Annotated in this window: 9 protein-coding genes; 3 read left to right on the top strand and 6 right to left on the bottom strand. The window is 66.0% G+C overall.

The features are described from left to right. Positions 1-251: 251 nt before the first annotated feature. The 5 genes from ABZ677_RS21240 to ABZ677_RS21220 form a co-directional block, all read right to left on the bottom strand. Complete coding sequence (locus ABZ677_RS21240) at positions 252-1,661, bottom strand: plasmid pRiA4b ORF-3 family protein (protein WP_358372910.1); 1,410 nt, start codon at positions 1,659-1,661, stop codon at positions 252-254. A gap of 50 nt (positions 1,662-1,711) precedes the next feature. Continuing rightward, positions 1,712-2,257 carry an LpqN/LpqT family lipoprotein gene (locus tag ABZ677_RS21235; protein WP_094633562.1) on the bottom strand — a complete coding sequence of 182 codons (546 nt, stop codon included), beginning with the start codon at positions 2,255-2,257 and terminating at the stop codon, positions 1,712-1,714. A gap of 400 nt (positions 2,258-2,657) precedes the next feature. After that, entirely contained in the window at positions 2,658-3,497 is an 840-nt protein-coding gene (locus tag ABZ677_RS21230) for a Cof-type HAD-IIB family hydrolase (RefSeq protein ID WP_037191519.1), read from the bottom strand. Positions 3,498-3,525: 28 nt separating this feature from the next. Beyond that, positions 3,526-4,740: a metallophosphoesterase gene (locus ABZ677_RS21225; protein WP_358372906.1), complete on the bottom strand. Its 1,215-nt coding sequence runs from the start codon at positions 4,738-4,740 to the stop codon at positions 3,526-3,528. A 106-nt stretch (positions 4,741-4,846) separates the two neighbouring features. Beyond that, the gene (locus tag ABZ677_RS21220; protein WP_358372904.1) at positions 4,847-10,072 is read right to left on the bottom strand and encodes an AAA domain-containing protein; all 5,226 of its coding nucleotides are present in this window, start codon (positions 10,070-10,072) and stop codon (positions 4,847-4,849) included. 222 nt (positions 10,073-10,294) lie between these two features. On the opposite strand from ABZ677_RS21220, the gene ABZ677_RS21215 reads away from it, so the two are divergent. From ABZ677_RS21215 to ABZ677_RS21205, 3 genes are all read left to right on the top strand, one after another. Continuing rightward, positions 10,295-10,897 carry a dihydrofolate reductase family protein gene (locus ABZ677_RS21215; RefSeq protein ID WP_358372901.1) on the top strand — a complete coding sequence of 201 codons (603 nt, stop codon included), beginning with the start codon at positions 10,295-10,297 and terminating at the stop codon, positions 10,895-10,897. 14 nt (positions 10,898-10,911) lie between these two features. Beyond that, the gene (locus ABZ677_RS21210) at positions 10,912-11,583 is read left to right on the top strand and encodes a TetR/AcrR family transcriptional regulator (RefSeq protein ID WP_358372898.1); all 672 of its coding nucleotides are present in this window, start codon (positions 10,912-10,914) and stop codon (positions 11,581-11,583) included. 386 nt (positions 11,584-11,969) lie between these two features. Next, the gene (locus ABZ677_RS21205; RefSeq protein ID WP_358372923.1) at positions 11,970-17,447 is read left to right on the top strand and encodes a carboxyl transferase domain-containing protein; all 5,478 of its coding nucleotides are present in this window, start codon (positions 11,970-11,972) and stop codon (positions 17,445-17,447) included. 136 nt (positions 17,448-17,583) lie between these two features. Here ABZ677_RS21205 and ABZ677_RS21200 read toward each other — a convergent pair whose 3' ends face one another. After that, entirely contained in the window at positions 17,584-17,799 is a 216-nt protein-coding gene (locus ABZ677_RS21200; protein ID WP_141215313.1) for a hypothetical protein, read from the bottom strand. Positions 17,800-17,843: the final 44 nt, after the last annotated feature.

Raw genomic sequence — 17,843 nt, 5'->3', positions numbered from 1 at the left:
GGCCTCAAGGGCAACTGTTCCAGCCTATCCCAGCTTGGTCTCGGACACAAGGCCCGACTCTTGGGGGATAAAACCTGCCGAGCCACACGTCCAACCTCGTTCACCCAGTCCGTGAAGACCGGGTCGGTGTCCGTCGCTCTGACTCGACAAAAGTTACGCCACCAACCACACCAACGCAAATCGCCTGCTCAGCGGCGGTCGTGCGCGGCCCGAGCCCTGTGTGGGCAGTCGTGGGACCGCATCTCTTCGACTCAGCTCAGCAATGCGTCCCGCGCGAACCTGCGAGACCAGCTCGGTGAGTCCGCCACCCCTTGCCGGAAGTAGAACCGCGGACCGTGGGCCCCGATGAGATCGAGGAAGCTCACCGTGGCCTGCGCTGCGAACTGAGCGTCGAAAACACCGGAATCTTCGCTGGCCCAACCCAATTCGGCGACAGTCTCTATCAGCATCTCGTTGCGGTGCGTCGCGGATGCCGAGGCGGCGAGGGAGATCAGGAACAGAGTCGCCGCGTCGGTCTCGTACGTCTCCTTACCCAGCGGAAGTCGCGAGGCCGCATGTCGCCACATGCCTACCGGGTCGTCGGCCAACGCTGCGCCGAGCTTGGTGCGCAGCAACCTGCCCTTCGATGTGCGGGTCAACCCGAGGTGCCGCGCCGCCTCGCGCAGATCGGTCACCTGATGATGATCGATCTCGCGATTGCTCGGCCCCACCCACCCCAGACCCCAATCGAGCTCCTCGCGAATTGCCGCTACGAATGCCGGCTTGAGGTAGCCGGCACCGGTCAGGTCGGCCCCCTCGTCGCCGATTCTGTGCAGAAACCACGTCAACTTGGCCATCGCAATCTCGGCGACGGGTAGGTCGACGGAGCTCTCGATGGTGAGTTCGCATCGTGGAAGCAACGCCATGAGTGACGGCACCTCCGTAGGACGCACCCGATCGAACAGCTTTCCGATGGCCGGTGCCGCTGCCACTGCTTCGGCGAGCACCGAACGCCCCACGTCCAACGAGTGCAGCACTGTGTTGACGGCATCGGCGTCGAACAGAGCGGGGTCGAAGGCCGCACCCCACCTCGTGAGAAGGGCTGCGTGTTCGGGATCGGACGGGTCGGCTGCGATCTCCAGTGCCTGTGCGTACCGCGAAGGTCCGCCGGATTCCTCGGGTGGGCATGCGCGCGCCCCGTCGAGGCAGACCGATCGGAGGTCGTCTATATCGGAATCGATCTGCTCCAGAAAGATCGTGTGCGTCCATCCGTCACCGAAGTCGTACTCGTACGTCATGGTGGATCCCGGTGCCGTGAGTACGTCGTCGATCCGCACTCGCTCCTCACTCGACGCCTCGTCGTCCGGTCCGTCGTCGAGCGTCTCTTCCATCTCGAATCGACGCGTGGCACCGGCAGCCCTCACGCTGAACGCATGCAGATGCCGGTCCTCCCAACCGAGAGTCTTCTGCAGCACCGCATGCAGTTCGGACAGCAGCAGGTCCGAGCGCACCCGCACCCGACGCCAAATCTGCGGACGGGTGTGATCCACGGTCACCCGAAGCACCAGGTTCACCAGGCCCCGCCGCGTGGCTTCGGTCGCGCTGGCGTCGGCCGGCTCGTCGGTGTCGGACAAACTCGGCACCACCGACAGGTGCCGGACGCGACCGGTTCTCATCGACATGGAATGGACCCTAGTCGGAGCAGTGCGTCGGACACAGGGGCTCGCGGCTTCTACGTGCCAGTGGTCAAACCGTCGTTGATCGCGGTGACGTCGAAGGCCAACGCATCGAGCTGCGATGCCAACGTGGTCACCGTCAACTGCACCAGGTACTGGGTATCGACGCCCACCACCACATACCGCGTCGTCACGGCGGCCTCGAGTTGCTGCGCGACGTACGTCCCCCGAATGAATCGAGACGGCCAGCCGAGCCACGATGCCGTGCTCGCCTCGCGCTCCACCCAGCCGGGCATCGCACGTCCGTCGCCGAAACCCAGTGCCATCAACGCTTCCGGGTCGATCGTGCGCGACAACGCACCGACCAGAAGCACCGCGTTCGGCGCGAATCCGTTCTCCACGAGGTTCGGTTCCACGATCACCTGAGTCGCCCCGGGAAACTGCGCGGGATCGAGCGTCTGCCATCCCGCAGGAATCGGCACGGTGATGCCGAGCTCGGCCGCCGCGGGCCCGTCGAGCGGCGACACCCGCAACGCGTGTGCGTTCAGGTACTCGGCGATCGTGGTGGGCTCGGACGATTCCGTCGACAGGGCGTCGTTCACAGCAGGGCCTTTCGTGGTGGACGATTCACTGACACGCCAGAGGCTACCCGCGCCGGTCCGCTCGTCATCGGATCCTGGAGGCAGTGACCGGCGGGTAGCTGAGTGCTGTGCGACTCCAACCATGCGCCGACCGCGTCGAGCATGGCAGTTGCGTCGATGAACGAACCTGAATTCGCTTGCGCCACAATCGCTACCCCGGGTGCAACACTGTTCGTCATCTCGACCACCGGTGCAGTGTCCGGAATGCACGACAGGCCCGCCGCGAACGTCGCCTGATCCTGCATCGACCACTCGGTCTGTCCGAATGCACTGAATTCAGCGCAGAACCGACTCGACTGCTGCACCGGCGGCCGTGGAATCTCCGACCGACCCCACAGGGTCGTGACGAACGGGCCGGACGTTACGGTCTCGCTCTGCGCGCGGTGAGTTCCTCCAGATAGCGCGCGACCGCATCGTCGTCGTTGGATTCGAGGACGCGATCGACAACGGATCGCACGGGCTCAGCAGCATTCGACGGGCACAACGCCGTACCCGCCCAACTCAGCATCGGCAGATCGTTGCGCGCATCCCCCACTGCCGCAACCGAACCAGGAGAAATCCCCCACCGCTCGCACAACTCCTGCAGCGCACTGGCCTTCGAGACTCCCGCTGCGGACATCTCGATGTACGGGGCGCCTGAATGCGTCAACTCCACTCCGTCGACCCCGACAGCAGCGACGAGCTCGTACAACTCTTCACTCGGCGTATCACTGTGCCGGGCAACGATTTTGACCGTTGGCTCGACGTCGACCGACAGGCCGTGCTCCGAGAGTTCCATCTCGTGCGGCTGCCGGTGATGGTCCGCGAATACGCACAGCTCGGCGTACCGAGGCTCGGCCACGAATCGCGTGGCACCGACCGTCGCAAAGGCCACGCCGGGGACGAGCGAGCGCACGATCGACTTGGCCGAGGCCACCGTCTCGGCCGGTACCGACGTGGTGCCGACGATGGCCGGGTATCCGTCGGCCAGGTCGAGGACAACAGCCCCGTTGGCACCGATGGCCGTCCCGCGAAATCCGCAGGACGCAGCGAGTTCGTCGATCGAGTGGCGCGCGCGAGCAGTGGCCCACACCACCCTGATTCCGGCTGCGTCTGCCGCAGCCATCGCAGCGGCCGTTCGAGCAGACACAGTTCGGTCCGAACGCAACAGGGTGCCGTCGAGATCGGTTGCGACAACGACGACCTCTTCGGTTCTCTTCACCCCACCGATACTGCCAGGTGCTTATCTCTCAGCCGGCGACCAACGTCAGAACGGAAATCTCACTGGGCGCGAACACCCGGAAAGGCGGACCCCAGAATCCCGATCCGCGGCTGGTGTAGAGCTGAGTTCGCGCGCCGTGTCTGCTCAGCCCGTGCACCACCGGTTGGTCGAGCCGAACCAAGGCCGAGAACGGCCAGATCTGACCGCCGTGCGTATGGCCGGAGACCTGCAGGTCGACGCCGGCGTCCACGGCGTCAGTGATCTGTTTCGGTTGGTGTGCCAGCAACAGCACAGGCATCGACGGATCGGTTCCGGCAAGTGCGCGAGCGAGATCCGCACCGTGACCGGGCGCACCCGAGCCTGCGGCGGTGGCGTCGTCGACGCCGGCGATGATCAGCGCGTCCTCACCACGATGCAGCACCACGTGGCGATTGTGCAGGGAATTCCAGCCGAGGTCCTGCATGTGATCGAGCCACTCCTGCGCCTCGCCGAAGTACTCGTGATTGCCGGTGACGTACACGCGCGCCGCACTCGCGAGCATTGCCTCCAACGGCGCGGCCTGCGCTCGTCGCCGATCGACCGAGCCGTCGGCGATATCGCCGACGTGGGCCAACACGTCCGGTTCGAGTGCATTGACGGCATCGGTCAATCGGTGCGACCACGTCGTTCGATCGAGCGGGCCGAAATGCGTGTCGGTCACGAGAACCACTCGTAGACCCTCGAATCGAGCCCCGAGCCGGTCGATCCTGACCGTCGTGTGTCGCACGCGGGGAGTTCGCATCGCCTCGTAATGACCCCACACTGCGAGGACGACTACGACGACGACGGTCGTCACCGACACGATCCGCGACCGAAGAGGGTCGTCGACCCCAGCCATCCACAGACCGAGCCGCAGCAGCAGCGAAAGTGCCGACCACACGAACGCGATCCAGGCCATGCCCAACAACACGTCTCCGACGCGCGCACACGCGTCCTTGGAGACCCCCTCTGCACTCGGCCGGTGACCCAGGTACATCGCTGCAGGCAGTGCCACCAATACGCCGATCGCAACCGCAGAGCCGATCGACTGTGCAATCGCCGGCCACTGCGCGCCCGCGAACACGACGGTCCAGGCCGGCAGGCCGACAAGCACCGCGCAGACCACAACAACGATGGTCGGCACGACAACTCGCCGAGATCGCGGTCGCGTCGACCCGTCCGGGGAGACCGACTGTTCCGGGCGCTGTGTCTGTCGATCTGTCATCGGCGTCGAACCCTCTTCACTCGTACGTGCGCGCAATCCGAGGCCAAGACTACGTCGGCTCGGCGGGTTCGGCGCGGGCGCTGAGCCCGCCGGTCAGGAGCCGGAGTTACGGCCGACGGCGGGTGGTGTATCCGCGAAATCCGTTGAGCGGCAACTCGTGTTCGGCGATGCCCTCGTCCTCGGGTGCCTCCAGGCCGCCGCTCGGCTCGACATCGGCCGTCGTCGCTTCCGTGGAATCACCCTGTGTGTCGGCCGGATCGGATCCATCGAGCTCGGCAGCCTCGACGCTGTCCGCGGCCTCGTCCGATGCGACCGTCTCGTCGGCGTCCCCGACCCGGTCCGTGGCCGCTGTCGTACTGTTCGCGGTTCCGCCGAACTCGGTGGACGAGTCGGCTGCCGACTCGCTGCTCGCCGCGGAGTCGCGCACCCGCGCCGACGCATCGCTCTCTGCGTCCTGTGCAGGTGTGGAGCCGTTGGTCATCGCTGGGCGGCTCGATGCCGACGACGCGATCGGCCGAGCAGTGCCACGGGAACCGCCCGACTCCCCGGTCCCGGATCCGTGGGTGGCACCGTTGGTGGCGGCTGCACCGTTCGACGTTCCCGAGCCGTTGGTCGGTCGAGAACCGTTCGTGGTGCCCGACCCGTTCTCGACTCCGGTTCCGTTGGTCATTCCGGAACCGTTGGTCGTCGACGGTGCCGATCCTGCGCGGTCACCTCCGCGAGCGTCCGATTCGGACGGCTCCCCGGTGGGGATGTCGATGCGCGGCATCGTCCACAGAGACAACACCGACTCGTGGCGTGTGGACGAGTCTGCATGCGTGGACGTTTCGAAGACGCCGGAATCGTCGAACTGCGAGGACTCGAGCGGGACCGGGGTCCAGGCCTCGTCCGAGCTCTCGAGACCTTCCACGACAACGCTGTTGGGCTTGATTCCCAAACGGGCCAATGTGGCCCAGAGGCTTTCCAGCGCCGCGTCGCGGTCCAAGTAGTACTCGGATTCGCGCACCCGCCAGAAGGTCCAGCCGCACCGCTTGAGCTCCTGCTCACGCTGCAGGTCCGCCAACCGCTGAGCCGGCGTCGACAGGAACGTGTCGCCATCGCACTCGACGGCGAGACGCGAGGAGTCGCCGGTCACGACCAGGGCGAGACGTCTGTTGTTCACCTCGACGCCGGGATTGACGTGAAAACCTCGCTCGACGAGGTCGTTCCACAACTGCTGCTCGAGCAACGTCTCGAATGGCGCCTTCCGGATCTCGCGCGAGACATCGACCGGCATGGGATCGGCAGGAGCGGGCGAGACGGAGGTGACGTAGCTCAGCAACGAGTTGCGCAGGTCCGCTCGCTTGAGCCGATCGACAGTCACCGAGTGGAAGAGCCACAGCTGATCCTGTGCCCGCGACGCCGCCACGTTGAACCGCCTCTTGTACTGATTGGCGGTGAGGGTGGCGAAGTTCTGATCGGGTGCCACCACCATCGACAGAAAGACGACGTTGCGTTCGTCGCCCTGGAAGTCCGGCGGCGTACCGACGCGAAGCCGACGCTGTTCCCACTGTTCGATGCCGATCCGCTTGATCAACTCGTTGCGGATCTCGTCGACCTGCGATTGGCCCTGCAGCACAACCACTCCGAAGGTCCGGTTGTCGTACGCGGGGTCCTCGAGGCAATGTGCGATCTGTTCGGCGATCGCGATGGCCTCGGTACGGTTGACCAGTGAGGCGTTCTTTCCGGTCACCGTCGCTCCGCGAACGTACGTGTGCCGCAACGGCGGTAGGCGATCCGCACCGAACTGCCGCACGGGAACGAGCGGAGAGTCTCCGTAGAACTGCTGACTCGACCAGTTGATGATCTCGGGCATCGAGCGGAAGTGCTCACGCAACCGCACCACCTGACCGAACCTGGTGCGCAGCATGGAGAACAGGCTCGACCTCGGGGTCAGCGTCGCACGCACATGCTCGGGTAGATCGGGCAGATAGACGTCCAACCGATCGAACACGTCCTCGAGCGTTCCGGTCTGCGGGACATCGGCCGGTGCGCACTGCCTGTCGTCACCCACGACGATGACACGGGGTGCGAGGTACAGCAGGAAGAGACTGGTGATGTCGGCCTGACTCGCCTCGTCGACGATGACGACGTCGAAACTGCCCGGCACCGGCGGAATCGACGCCAGCACCTGAGAGAGAGGCATGACCCACGCGGGCACCGCACTCTGCGCCTCACGCATCGCCGATCGTGCTGCACTGCGATAGGTTTCGGCGTACTTGCCGGCCCCCGAGCCGATACTGGAGATGTGCTCGCGGTAGGTCTGCAGCGCACGCACCTCGACGGCAGTCATTCGTTCGAGACTGTTGCGCCAGGCACTGGCGGCGGCGAGACGTGTTGTGAGGTAGGCGATGTCGGTATCCGCAGCGGCCAGATCCGCTTCCAGTTGCTGCTCGAGACCGCCGTGGTGCTGCTCACCGACCCACTCGCGTGCTCGACGCCACGCCCAGGCCTTCGACATCTGCCAGCTCAGTTCGTCCCATTCGACATCACCAGCGGTGCTCTCGACCAGGTCGAACAATGCGGGTGCGACCTCGGACAACGACGCCGACATCGATTCCAGCAGAAGCTGATCCTCCTGCTCGGAACACGCCTTCGAGTACGCAGCAACGGCAGCAGCCAATTCCAACGGATCCGCAGTGCTCAACGCGCTCACCAGATTCGAGCCCTCGGGCGACGGCCCGGCATCGATGCGAGTGGCGACCGCGAACTGCAGGGCGTCGAGCTCGGCTCGTGCGGCATCGATGTCGATTCGCGCGGCAATGGCGTCGGCGGCCCCGGCGACCTCCTGAGCGTCGACCAGGCTCCGAATCCACGGTGCTGCAGGCGAAATGGTGTACAGCCGGTGCACCAGGGCGTCACGGGCCGCGACGACTGCGGACACCAGCCCCAGCCGGTCGGCGATCCGCGCCACGTTGTTGACGCGAATCGAACGCGTGCCGTCGAGTGGAACGACGATCGCGAGGTCGGCCAGGAGCACCGCTGCGGTCTGCACGGTCTCGAGCGCACGAATGTGTTCGGCCACCAGACGCGCGGCCATCGCCGTCGTCGCGGGTTGCCCGTCGACGGTAGCGACGATATCGAGAGCCTCGACGGCCTTCTGCTCCTCGCTGCGACGGAACCGGGGCTTCCACTCAATACCCGATTCCAACGCACCGGCGAACGCATCCATGGCCGTGAGTGCCGCCGGCGAACTCGACGAGCACTGCACATCGTGCCCACCGACGTAGCGATCGGACGCAGCTGCCGTCTCGACCATCGCGTCGATTCCGCTGACCCGAGACCACAGGTGGGCGGCCTCTCCGGACAGCACGGAATCGGTCAGGCGTGGGTAGGAGCCGTCGAGTTCGACGACCGCTCGCACGCGAGCGGCGAGCTCCTCGCACAGTTGCTCGATCTCCGAGGACACAGCGGGTTCCACGCCGTCGAGCAACGCCACGAGGTCCGCCGCCTGGGGCGAGAGGTCATCGATCTGTGCACCTGCGCGCCGACAGAGCGACGTGAGTTCGGCCGAATTCGGCAGTATCGTCTCCGGACGCGGCAGCACCTGACGCGAGCGGAGTTCACGAGTGCCGTCGGAGCCGGCGATGAGCTTGCGAAGCTGATCGACCTGGACACCGTCGAGGGGCGGTCGATCGGCGAGCAGTGGGCCGGGCAGCCACTCGTGGGCACCTTCGGCCGCTTTGACCTTACGTACGATGGACGACACCGTGCCGTCGTATCCATCGGAAACGTATTCGTGCACAACGGTTTCCGACTCGCGAAGCGCGCTGACATGATCGAGCAGCTCGGCCCGTCGGGCAAGAGCCGAGGCGCGCTGCGTCGTCAGCGCCTCGATCTTCTGCACCTCGCTGGCCTCGTCGAACGAGGTCTTGCGCTCGGCGATCTTCGCCACGCTGCGGTTCAGCTCGTCCGAACCACCGCGAGAGAGGTCGGTGATGGACACACAGAGCTCCTGCAGCTCCGGCGGGAGCTTGTCCCGCAGCACGCGCAAAGCTTGTGACTTTTCACTAGTGACCAGAACCCGTTGACCGCGCGCCAACAGCCCGGACATGAGGTTGGCGATCGTATGGGTCTTGCCCGTTCCTGGTGGTCCCTCGACCACGACGCCGCTGTCACGCCCGAGCCGTTCGATGATCTGCGACTGCTCGGCGTTGGCCGGCAGCGGAAACAGCGGATCCTCCGCCAGTGCCGCCGACTCCCCCGCCCCAGTGCGTTCGAGCCAGGCCATCCGATCTGCCGGTTCGATGGCGTCGACGAGTTGCGCGAGCCCCAGCGGTACCGGAGAGTCGGCGAACTCGAGATCGGCGATCATCTGCTCGTAGTACTCGACCAGTGCGAACGAGTCTCGAACGCGGAGAACGAGGGCTGGTGAGACGGTCAGGGTGCGGTCGTCGTCGATGTAGGCGAGAGCCCCGGGCGGCCCGAGACGATCGAGCACCTCGATCTCCTGCCGCGGCACCTTCGCCGCCCAGTTCCTCAGGAACTGTTCGACGCCGGCTCCGATGGGTGAGGTGACGGTGTCGTGCAATTCTCGAGCCAGAGCCACCGAGCCGGAGGTGTCGAAATCGTCCGAGCCGGTCAGCAGCTGGCCGTCCTCGAGGCGCGGGGTTGTGCTCGCGGCGAGGCGAACCAACAGGTCACCGGTGCGCACGTCCCGTTCGATGCTGGCCGACTGCGTGATCAGGTGAGTGCGAACGCTGCGCTGCGGGTCGGTGTTACTCGACGTCAGCAGACCCGAGGCCACCACCAGTTCGATCGACTCGGGCCGCGAGGCGAGCTCCTGCATCATCAGCTGCAGAGCCTGGTACAGAGCAGCCTGCGGGCGCCGATCCCGATCCTCCTGCGCCCATTCCTTCCACGATTCCGAGTACTCCTCGAAGGCCTGCTTGATCTCGTAGGCCTTGCGGATGTCGAAGTCGGCATCGGACTCCTGCGCCTCCGCTCGACGGCGGGACGTCACCGAGGATGCGTCGGCCAGCTCGAGTTCGCGATAGCGACTGTCTGCAACGATCTGGGGATCGAGCCAACCCGACAACAGCGCCGGCGGCTCGGGCGGCTCGTCGACCGCGATGCGCGGCGCGCGCAGGACCACACCACCTTGCTTGGCCCGTGGGTCGAGCTGCATGGGTACGTCCCCGGCATGCACCCACTCGACCTGAACGTGGTCGTCGAAACGCAGCACCGGGTTCGAACGCGCCTCGACGATCTCGCGAAGAAAACGCAGCAGGCGCTGAACCCTGCTCTTGAGCTCGTCGTCGTGTTCACGACCGGTAGCCGCTGCAGCCGTCACAGTTTCCCCACAAATACTCGAATGGTCGTCCGATCCAGGGACGGTGTTTGCACACCCGGGCCACACTAGCCGCTGAAAACCAGTTGTTCATCGCGTCCTGAGCACACAAAATACGTTCTAGTGCTGGGTCACAAAGACCCACTTCGGTCGCTGGATCCCCCACAGCGGACCCACCGGCCGACCCTCGGGTTTCTCACCCGTCGACCACGAGACAGGAGCCCCATGCGCAAACTGGTCTACTACGTCGCCGTCTCCCTCGACGGCTTCATCGCTGCACCGGACGGCAACTACGACTGTTTCGTTCCCGAGGGCGATCACCTCGACGCCATCGTGGCCGAGCTGCCCGAGACATTGCCGGTCCACGTGCGTGCAGCGTTCGGCCTGGACGGTCCGCCCGCGCGATTCGACACCCTCGTCATGGGCCGCGAGACGTTGCAACCGGCGCTCGACGTCGGCATCGCCAGCCCCTATCCCCACCTACGCCAGTACGTCTTCTCTCGCACTCTCGCCCCGTCGAACGACCCGACTCTCACCGTCGTGAACCAAGATCCGATCGGACTCGTCAGGAGCCTCGTAGCCGAGGAGTCCGAGCTCGACGTCTGGATCTGCGGAGGCGGAAACCTGGCGGGTCAACTGCTGCCCGAGATCGACGAGCTGTTCCTCAAGGTCAATCCCGGCGTTCTCGGCAGGGGCATCGGCCTGTTCTCGTCCGGGATCGGTCCCGATCCGTTCCCCGCGCAGCAGTTCGAGCACCTCGAATCACGCCAGTTCGACAGCGGGGTGAGATTCACCCGGTTCATCCGCCGGGATGCGCGCGAACGATGACGTATAAAGACTGAATGCCTGCCGCGCCGGAGCCAGACCGTGAGCTGCCGAATCGGGAGCTGCCGACCACCCCGCGCGGACTGCGAACCCGATCCTCGCTCGTGGCGGCCGCCCGTCGAGTGTTCGAGGACAGTGGTTACCTCGACTCACGTCTGATCGACATCACCCGCGCCGCTCGATGCTCCGCAGGAACCTTCTACACCTACTTCACCAGCAAGGAAGAGATCCTGGCCGCCGTGCTCGAGCAGGCACGGGACGACATGTTGCATCCCGGGACCGAGCGAGTGAACCCGCACGACGACCCGGTTGCCGTGATCGCCGCGAGCAACCGTGCGTACTTCGAGGCCTACCGACGCAACGCGAAGCTGATGGCACTGCTCGAGCAGGTCTCCAACATCGATCCCGAGTTCCGACGCCTCCGCCGTGAACGCGCCGATGCCTTCGTCAGGCGCAACGCCCGCAGCATCGAGAGCCTGCAGAACCGCGGTCTGGCCGATGCGGAACTCGATCCCCTGCTCGCCTCGCGCGCACTGTCCTCGATGATCAGCCGGCTCGCGTTCAATCACTTCGTCGTCGACGCCGCGGACGGCCACTCGCCCGCGGACTCCGAGGATCTGCTTGCGACCGCGACGAGACTGTGGGTCAACGCGCTGCGACTGCCGCGGGCGAGCGAGGGTGACAGGTGAGGGAGACCGCACTCGGCGACAAGCGAGGCAACTCGAGCCGATCGGCTCGAGTTGTACCCGTCGGTAATGTACCCGCCGGTAGCAACGTAAGTCACCGAATGGCGAATTACGCCTCGCGCCAACGCTACTCGCGAGTACGTTAGCGAGGTGAACAGGCCCCGACAGCCCGTTCTCAGCCAAAGTGCTTGTAACAGAATATGATTCACTTGTTGGTGATCAATCACACTCACGCCGAACGCCGTTGGCGATGCACAGGGCCTCGTTACCGTTAGAATGAGCCGATCGGAGTGCCGCATGATGAACAGGAAATCGACATGCCCGGCACCAATCCACGTTCCATCGAGTGCACCGACGCGGTGCGCCCACACCGAGCGAAGAGAGATACGTTGTTCAAGCGGATTGCAGTAGTCAACCGAGGCGAGGCAGCAGTACGCCTGATCCGAGCCGTCCGAGAGCTCAACGCCGAACACGATTACGGCATCCGCACCGTAGCGCTGCACACCGAAGCGGAGAAGCGGGCCATGTTCGTCCGTCAGGCCGACGAGGCGGTCACGCTGCGCAAGCCCGCCACCGGCTCGGCCTACCTCGACTACGGCGTCCTCGAAGCCGCCCTGGTCGAGTCCGGTGCCGACGCAGTGTGGGTCGGCTGGGGCTTCGTTGCCGAGGACCCCACGTTCGCCGATCTCGTCGCCCGCCTGAACATCACCTTCATCGGCCCCTCCGCCGACGCGATGCGCCTGCTCGGCGACAAGGTCGAGGCCAAGATCCTCGCCGAGAAGGTCGGCGTCCCCGTCGCACCGTGGTCCGGTGGCCCGGTCGAGACCCGCGCCGACGCCAGGCGTCATGCAGCGGCGATCGGCTACCCGCTGATCATCAAGGCCCGCTCCGGCGGCGGTGGCCGCGGTATCCGCAAGGTCTTCCACGAGGACGAACTCGAACTCTCCCTCGAACGCACCCAGGGTGAGGCCGAGCGCTCGTTCGGTGACCCCGTCGTGTTCCTCGAACGGCTCGTCACCGATGCCCGCCACGTCGAGGTTCAGGTGATCGCCGACAGCCACGGCAATGTCTGGGCCCCGGGCGTGCGCGACTGCTCCATCCAGCGCCGCAACCAGAAGGTCATCGAGGAGTCCAGCTCACCGCTGCTGACCAAGGAGCAGGCCGACCAGCTGCGCACCGCCTCTGCCGAACTCGTCAAGGCCGCCGGCTACCAGGGCGCAGGCACCGTCGAGTACCTGTACCAGCCCGAGCAGAAGATCTTCACCTTCCTCGAGGTCAACACCCGCCTTCAGGTCGAGCACCCCATCACCGAATACACCACCGGCATCGACCTGGTGAAGCTGCAGATCCTCGTGGCCGACGGCCAGGCACTGCCCGGCGAGTGCCCCACCGAGTTCGGTCACGCAGTCGAGGCTCGCCTCAACGCCGAGGACGCGGACAACGGCTTCGCACCGGCTCCCGGCACCGTCGAGCTGCTCAAGTTCCCCCTCGGCACCGGCATCCGCGTCGACACCGGTATCGCGCAGGGTGACGTCATTCCGCCCGACTACGACTCGATGGTCGCCAAGGTCATCGCCTGGGGTCGCGACCGCAGCGAAGCGTTGGCTCGCTTGCGCAACGCGCTGCGGGAGACCACCGTCGTCATCGACGGCGGCACCACCACCAAGTCGTTCCTGCTGAGCCTGCTCGACCGCGAGGAAGTCATCTCCGCCTCCGCCGACACCGGCTGGCTCGACCGCACCGAGGCCGGATCTCAGGTGGGCCCGACCGCCGTCGCCGACATCGCCATCATCGCCGCGGCCATCGACGCCTACGACGCCGAGGAAGGCCGCGAGCGCACCGCGTTCCTCAGCTCCGCACGCGGCGGCCGGCCACGCGCCACCCATGCCATCGGCCGCACCGTCGAATTGAACTACCAGGGTCAGGCCTACAAGCTCGAGGTCGGCCAGACCGGCACGCACCGCTACAGCATCGACGGTGACGGCATCGGCGATCTGCAGGTCGACGTCGAGCGCCTCGGCACGTACGAGAGCCGTCTGGTCATCGGCGACCGTCGCTACCAGGTGGTCACCGTCGCCGGAGCCGCGCACTTCCTCGTCGAGGTCGACGGCATCAGCCATCAGATCTCGCAGGACGAGGCCGGGTTGGTCCGCGCACCGGCACCCGCCGTCGTGGTGGCCGTCCCGGTCGCCGTCGGCGACGAGGTCGAAGCGGGACAGACCCTCGTCGTCCTCGAATCGATGAAGATGGAAACCGCCGTCCGGTCTCCCTACGCGGGCACCGTGCGTGAGGTACTGGCCTCGGTCAACGGACAGGTCGACGCAGGAGCGGCACTGCTGCGCGTCGATCAGGCCGGTGAGCAGAAGGTCTCCGAGCAGGCACCGCGCGTGCAGTTCCGCGGTATCGACGACGCCGCACAGCGTTCGCCGCAGCGCCGGGCACTGGACCGACTCGACGAACTCGCCGCCCTCATCACCGGCTTCGACGTCAGCGGAGCCCGCGCGCGAAACCTGTTGTCCACCTACGAGACTCTGCGTGCCGACGTTCCTCGCAACGATTCGGGAGTGGTCTCCGCCGAGCTGGATCTGCTCAACACGTTCGCAGACATCTGCGAACTCTCCCGCAACCGTCCGACGATGGACGAGGAGAGCAACGACGAGCGCGTCCACTCCCCTCGCGAGCACTTCCACTCGTTCCTGCACTCGCTCGACGCAGACGTGCAGGGGCTGCCGGATTCGTTCCGCGCCAAGCTCACTCGCGCACTCGCGCACTACGATGCCGCCATCGACGAGGGCCGCACCCCCGAACTCGAAGAAGCCGTCTACCGCGTCTTCCTCGCTCTGCAGCGCATGGAGAACCAGGTTCCGGTCATCGCGGCCCTGCTCGGCCACTGGCTCAGCGACTGCTCGGCGCAGCCCGAAGCCACCCCGGCCATGGCCGAGGTCCTCGAGCGCCTCATCGGTGCCACCCAGGCCCGCTACCCCGTCATCGGCGACGTCGCTCGCAACCTGCGCTTCCGGCTGTTCGACGAGCCGCAGATCCGCAGTGCACGCGAGAAGATCTACGACGGCGTCCGTGGCAGCCTGCAGTACCTCGCCGAGAACCCCGACGCGGCCGATTACTCGGCCCGCATCGCGGCGCTCGTCGCCACCCCGGAACCGCTGATCGAGCTTCTGGCACAACGGATCACCGATCCCGGTGCCCTGCTCGAAGTGATCACCCGCCAGTACTACGAGATCCGAACCCTCGAAGACGTCAAGGCCTTCGACCGCGACGGCAAGCACTTCGTCACCGGTAACTTCGAGCTCTCGGGCGAACGACTGCACCTCGTCTCGACGGCTACCGACTTCGATTCTCTCGCAGCTACTCTCGACGCTGTCGAGGACATCGCCGGTCCGTCACCGGAGCACCTGGCCGTGGACCTCTACCTGTCCTGGCCGGACGCGCCGACGGACGGCGACGCCCTCTCGGAACAACTCCAGGCTGCGCTGGCCGCGCACCCGAGCACCGGCCGCTGGCGTCGAGTCACCGTGACCGCCTTCGGTTCCGCCACCCGAAAGATGACCTACCGCCGCACCACGGTCGAGGGATCCGAACCCCTCGCCGAGGACACGATCATCCGGGACATGCACCCACTGACCGGTCAGCGACTCGACCTGTGGCGACTGAAGAACTTCGACGGAGTTCGTCTGCCCGCCAGCGCAGGGACGTACCTGTTCCACCTGACGTCCAAGGCCAACCCATCCGACGAGCGACTCGTCGCACTCGCCGAGATTCGTGGCGTCACAACACAGTTGGACGACGCCGGAAACATCGTCGCGGTACCCGAGATCGAGCGCACCGTCGCTGCCTGCCTCGACGGCATCCGCCGCGCTCAGGCCGGACGCGGCAAGAAGCGACTCGACGCCAACCGCGTCGTGCTCTACGTCTGGCCGGTACTGAACGTGCCCGCCGACCGCATCGCCACCATCGCCCGGCACATCGCGCCGCTGACGATCGGTGCAGGACTCGAGGAGATCACCCTCATCGCGCGCCTGGCCGAGAAGCCCGGCGCAACCCCGCGCGAAGTGGCACTGCGCCTGTCGTACCGATCCGGTGCAGGCATCGTCGCCAAGGTGACGCCGCCGCCGACCGAGCCGATGCGTCCGCTCGACGAGTACACCCAGAAGGTGCAGCGGTCCCAGGCACGCGGCACCGTGTACCCGTACGAGTTGATTCCGTTGCTGAGCAGCAACGGCGGCACGTTCACCGAGTACGACTTCGACGCCGACGGTGTGCTTGCACCGGTCGACCGTCCCTACGGCCGCAACTCCGCAGGCGTCATCGTCGGCGTGGCCACCACACCGACGGCCAAGTACCCCGAGGGCATCACTCGCGTCGCGCTGTTCGGCGACCCGACCAAGGCACTCGGCACCGTCGCCGAGGCCGAGTGCTCGCGAATCGTCGCGGCCATCGACCTCGCCGAGCAGCTCGGCGCACCCGTCGAATGGTTCGCATTGTCCTCCGGTGCAACGATTTCCATGGAATCGGGCACCGAGAACATGGACTGGGTCTCGCGCGGCCTGCGTCGCATCATCACCTTCACCCAGGCAGGCGGTGAGATCAACATCGTCGTCGCGGGCATCAACGTCGGCGCGCAGCCGTACTGGAACGCCGAAGCCACCATGCTCACCCACACCAAGGGCATCCTGGTGATGACCCCCGACAGTGCGATGGTGCTCACCGGAAAGCAGTCCCTGGACTACTCCGGTGGCGTCTCGGCCGAGGACAACTTCGGCATCGGCGGCTACGACCGCGTCATGGGCCCCAACGGCCAGGCGCAGTACTGGGCACCGAACCTGCGGGCCGCGTGCGACATCCTGTTCGCGCACTACGACCACGCGTATGCCGCACCGGGAGAACGCTTCCCACGCCGCGCTGCCACCGCGGACCCGACCGAGCGCGACGTGCGTACCTACCCGCACGTCCACCCATCGAGCGACTTCACCACCGTCGGCGACATCTTCTCCTCGGTCACCAACCCGGACCGCAAGAAGCCGTTCGACATTCGCACCGTGATGCGCGCCGTGGTGGACCAGGACCACTCGGTACTCGAGCGTTGGGCCGACATGGCCGACGCCGACACCTCCGTGGTGTTCGACGCCCACCTCGCCGGAATCCCGGTGTCCGTCATCGGTATCGAATCGCGAGCCATCCCTCGTAAGGGCTGGTTCCCGTCCGACGGCCCCGATCAGTGGACCTCGGGCACCCTGTTCCCGAACTCGTCGAAGAAGACGGCCCGCGCCATCAACGCCGCCAGCGGAAGCCGGCCGATCGTGGTGCTGGCCAACCTCTCCGGCTTCGACGGATCACCGGAATCGCTGCGCAACATCCAGCTCGAATACGGTGCCGAGATCGGCCGCGCCATCGTCAACTTCGACGGACCGGTCGTGTTCTGTGTCGTCTCGCGCTACCACGGAGGCGCTTTCGTGGTGTTCTCCGGAGCGCTCAACGACAACATGGAGGTCCTCGCAGTGGAGGGCTCCTTCGCCTCCGTGCTCGGTGGAGCCCCGGCCGCAGCAGTGGTGTTCACCCGCGACGTCAACGCCCGCACCGCAGCGGACCCGACCGTCAAGGAACTCGAGACGGCGCTGAACACCGCCGAGGACGACGCCACCCGCTCGGCCCTGCGTGTCGAGCTGGCCGCCGTGCGAGCGAACGCACGCAACGCCAAACTGGGTGAAGTGGCAGCCGAATTCGAGGCCATCCACAACATCCAGCGAGCACAGAACGTCGGATCGGTGCACCACATCGTCCCCGCCGCCGAGCTGCGCCCGCAACTGGTCGCCGCAATCGAACGCGGAATGGCGCGGTCTTTGGCGAAGTAGGGCTCTGGCTCCACGCACACGCGCGCGCGTTTGCTGGACGCTCGCGGAATGGCTACCTGTTCCGCGAGCGTCTGGCGAATGCGCGCGCGTTTGTCGGTTGAGGGGGTTCGGCGGAGGGTTCGGCTCAGGGCACGCGTTACCAGTAGGTCACGTCCGTTGCGACGATACCGGTGCATTGACCGGTGAAGATGGTCACCGCGCAGGCCTCCCAGAGCCGCGACAGATCCGAGAACAAGCTCGACACTCCGCTCGAGCTTCCGGTGCTCGCGCTGCCGGTATCGGCCACCGCGACTGCCGGCGACGCGATAGCGATGACTGCGGCTCCCAACACAACAGCAATACGACGCTTCACGCTGTTCTCCTCTTCTCTTCCATCGGACATGGTTCGCTCGACAC

Origin of the sequence: Rhodococcus sp. NPDC006774, assembly GCF_040636045.1 — a bacterium.
Lineage (GTDB): Bacteria > Actinomycetota > Actinomycetes > Mycobacteriales > Mycobacteriaceae > Rhodococcoides.
Note: the sequence above shows the minus strand (reverse complement) of the source record. Positions and strands in the feature narration are given on the sequence as shown.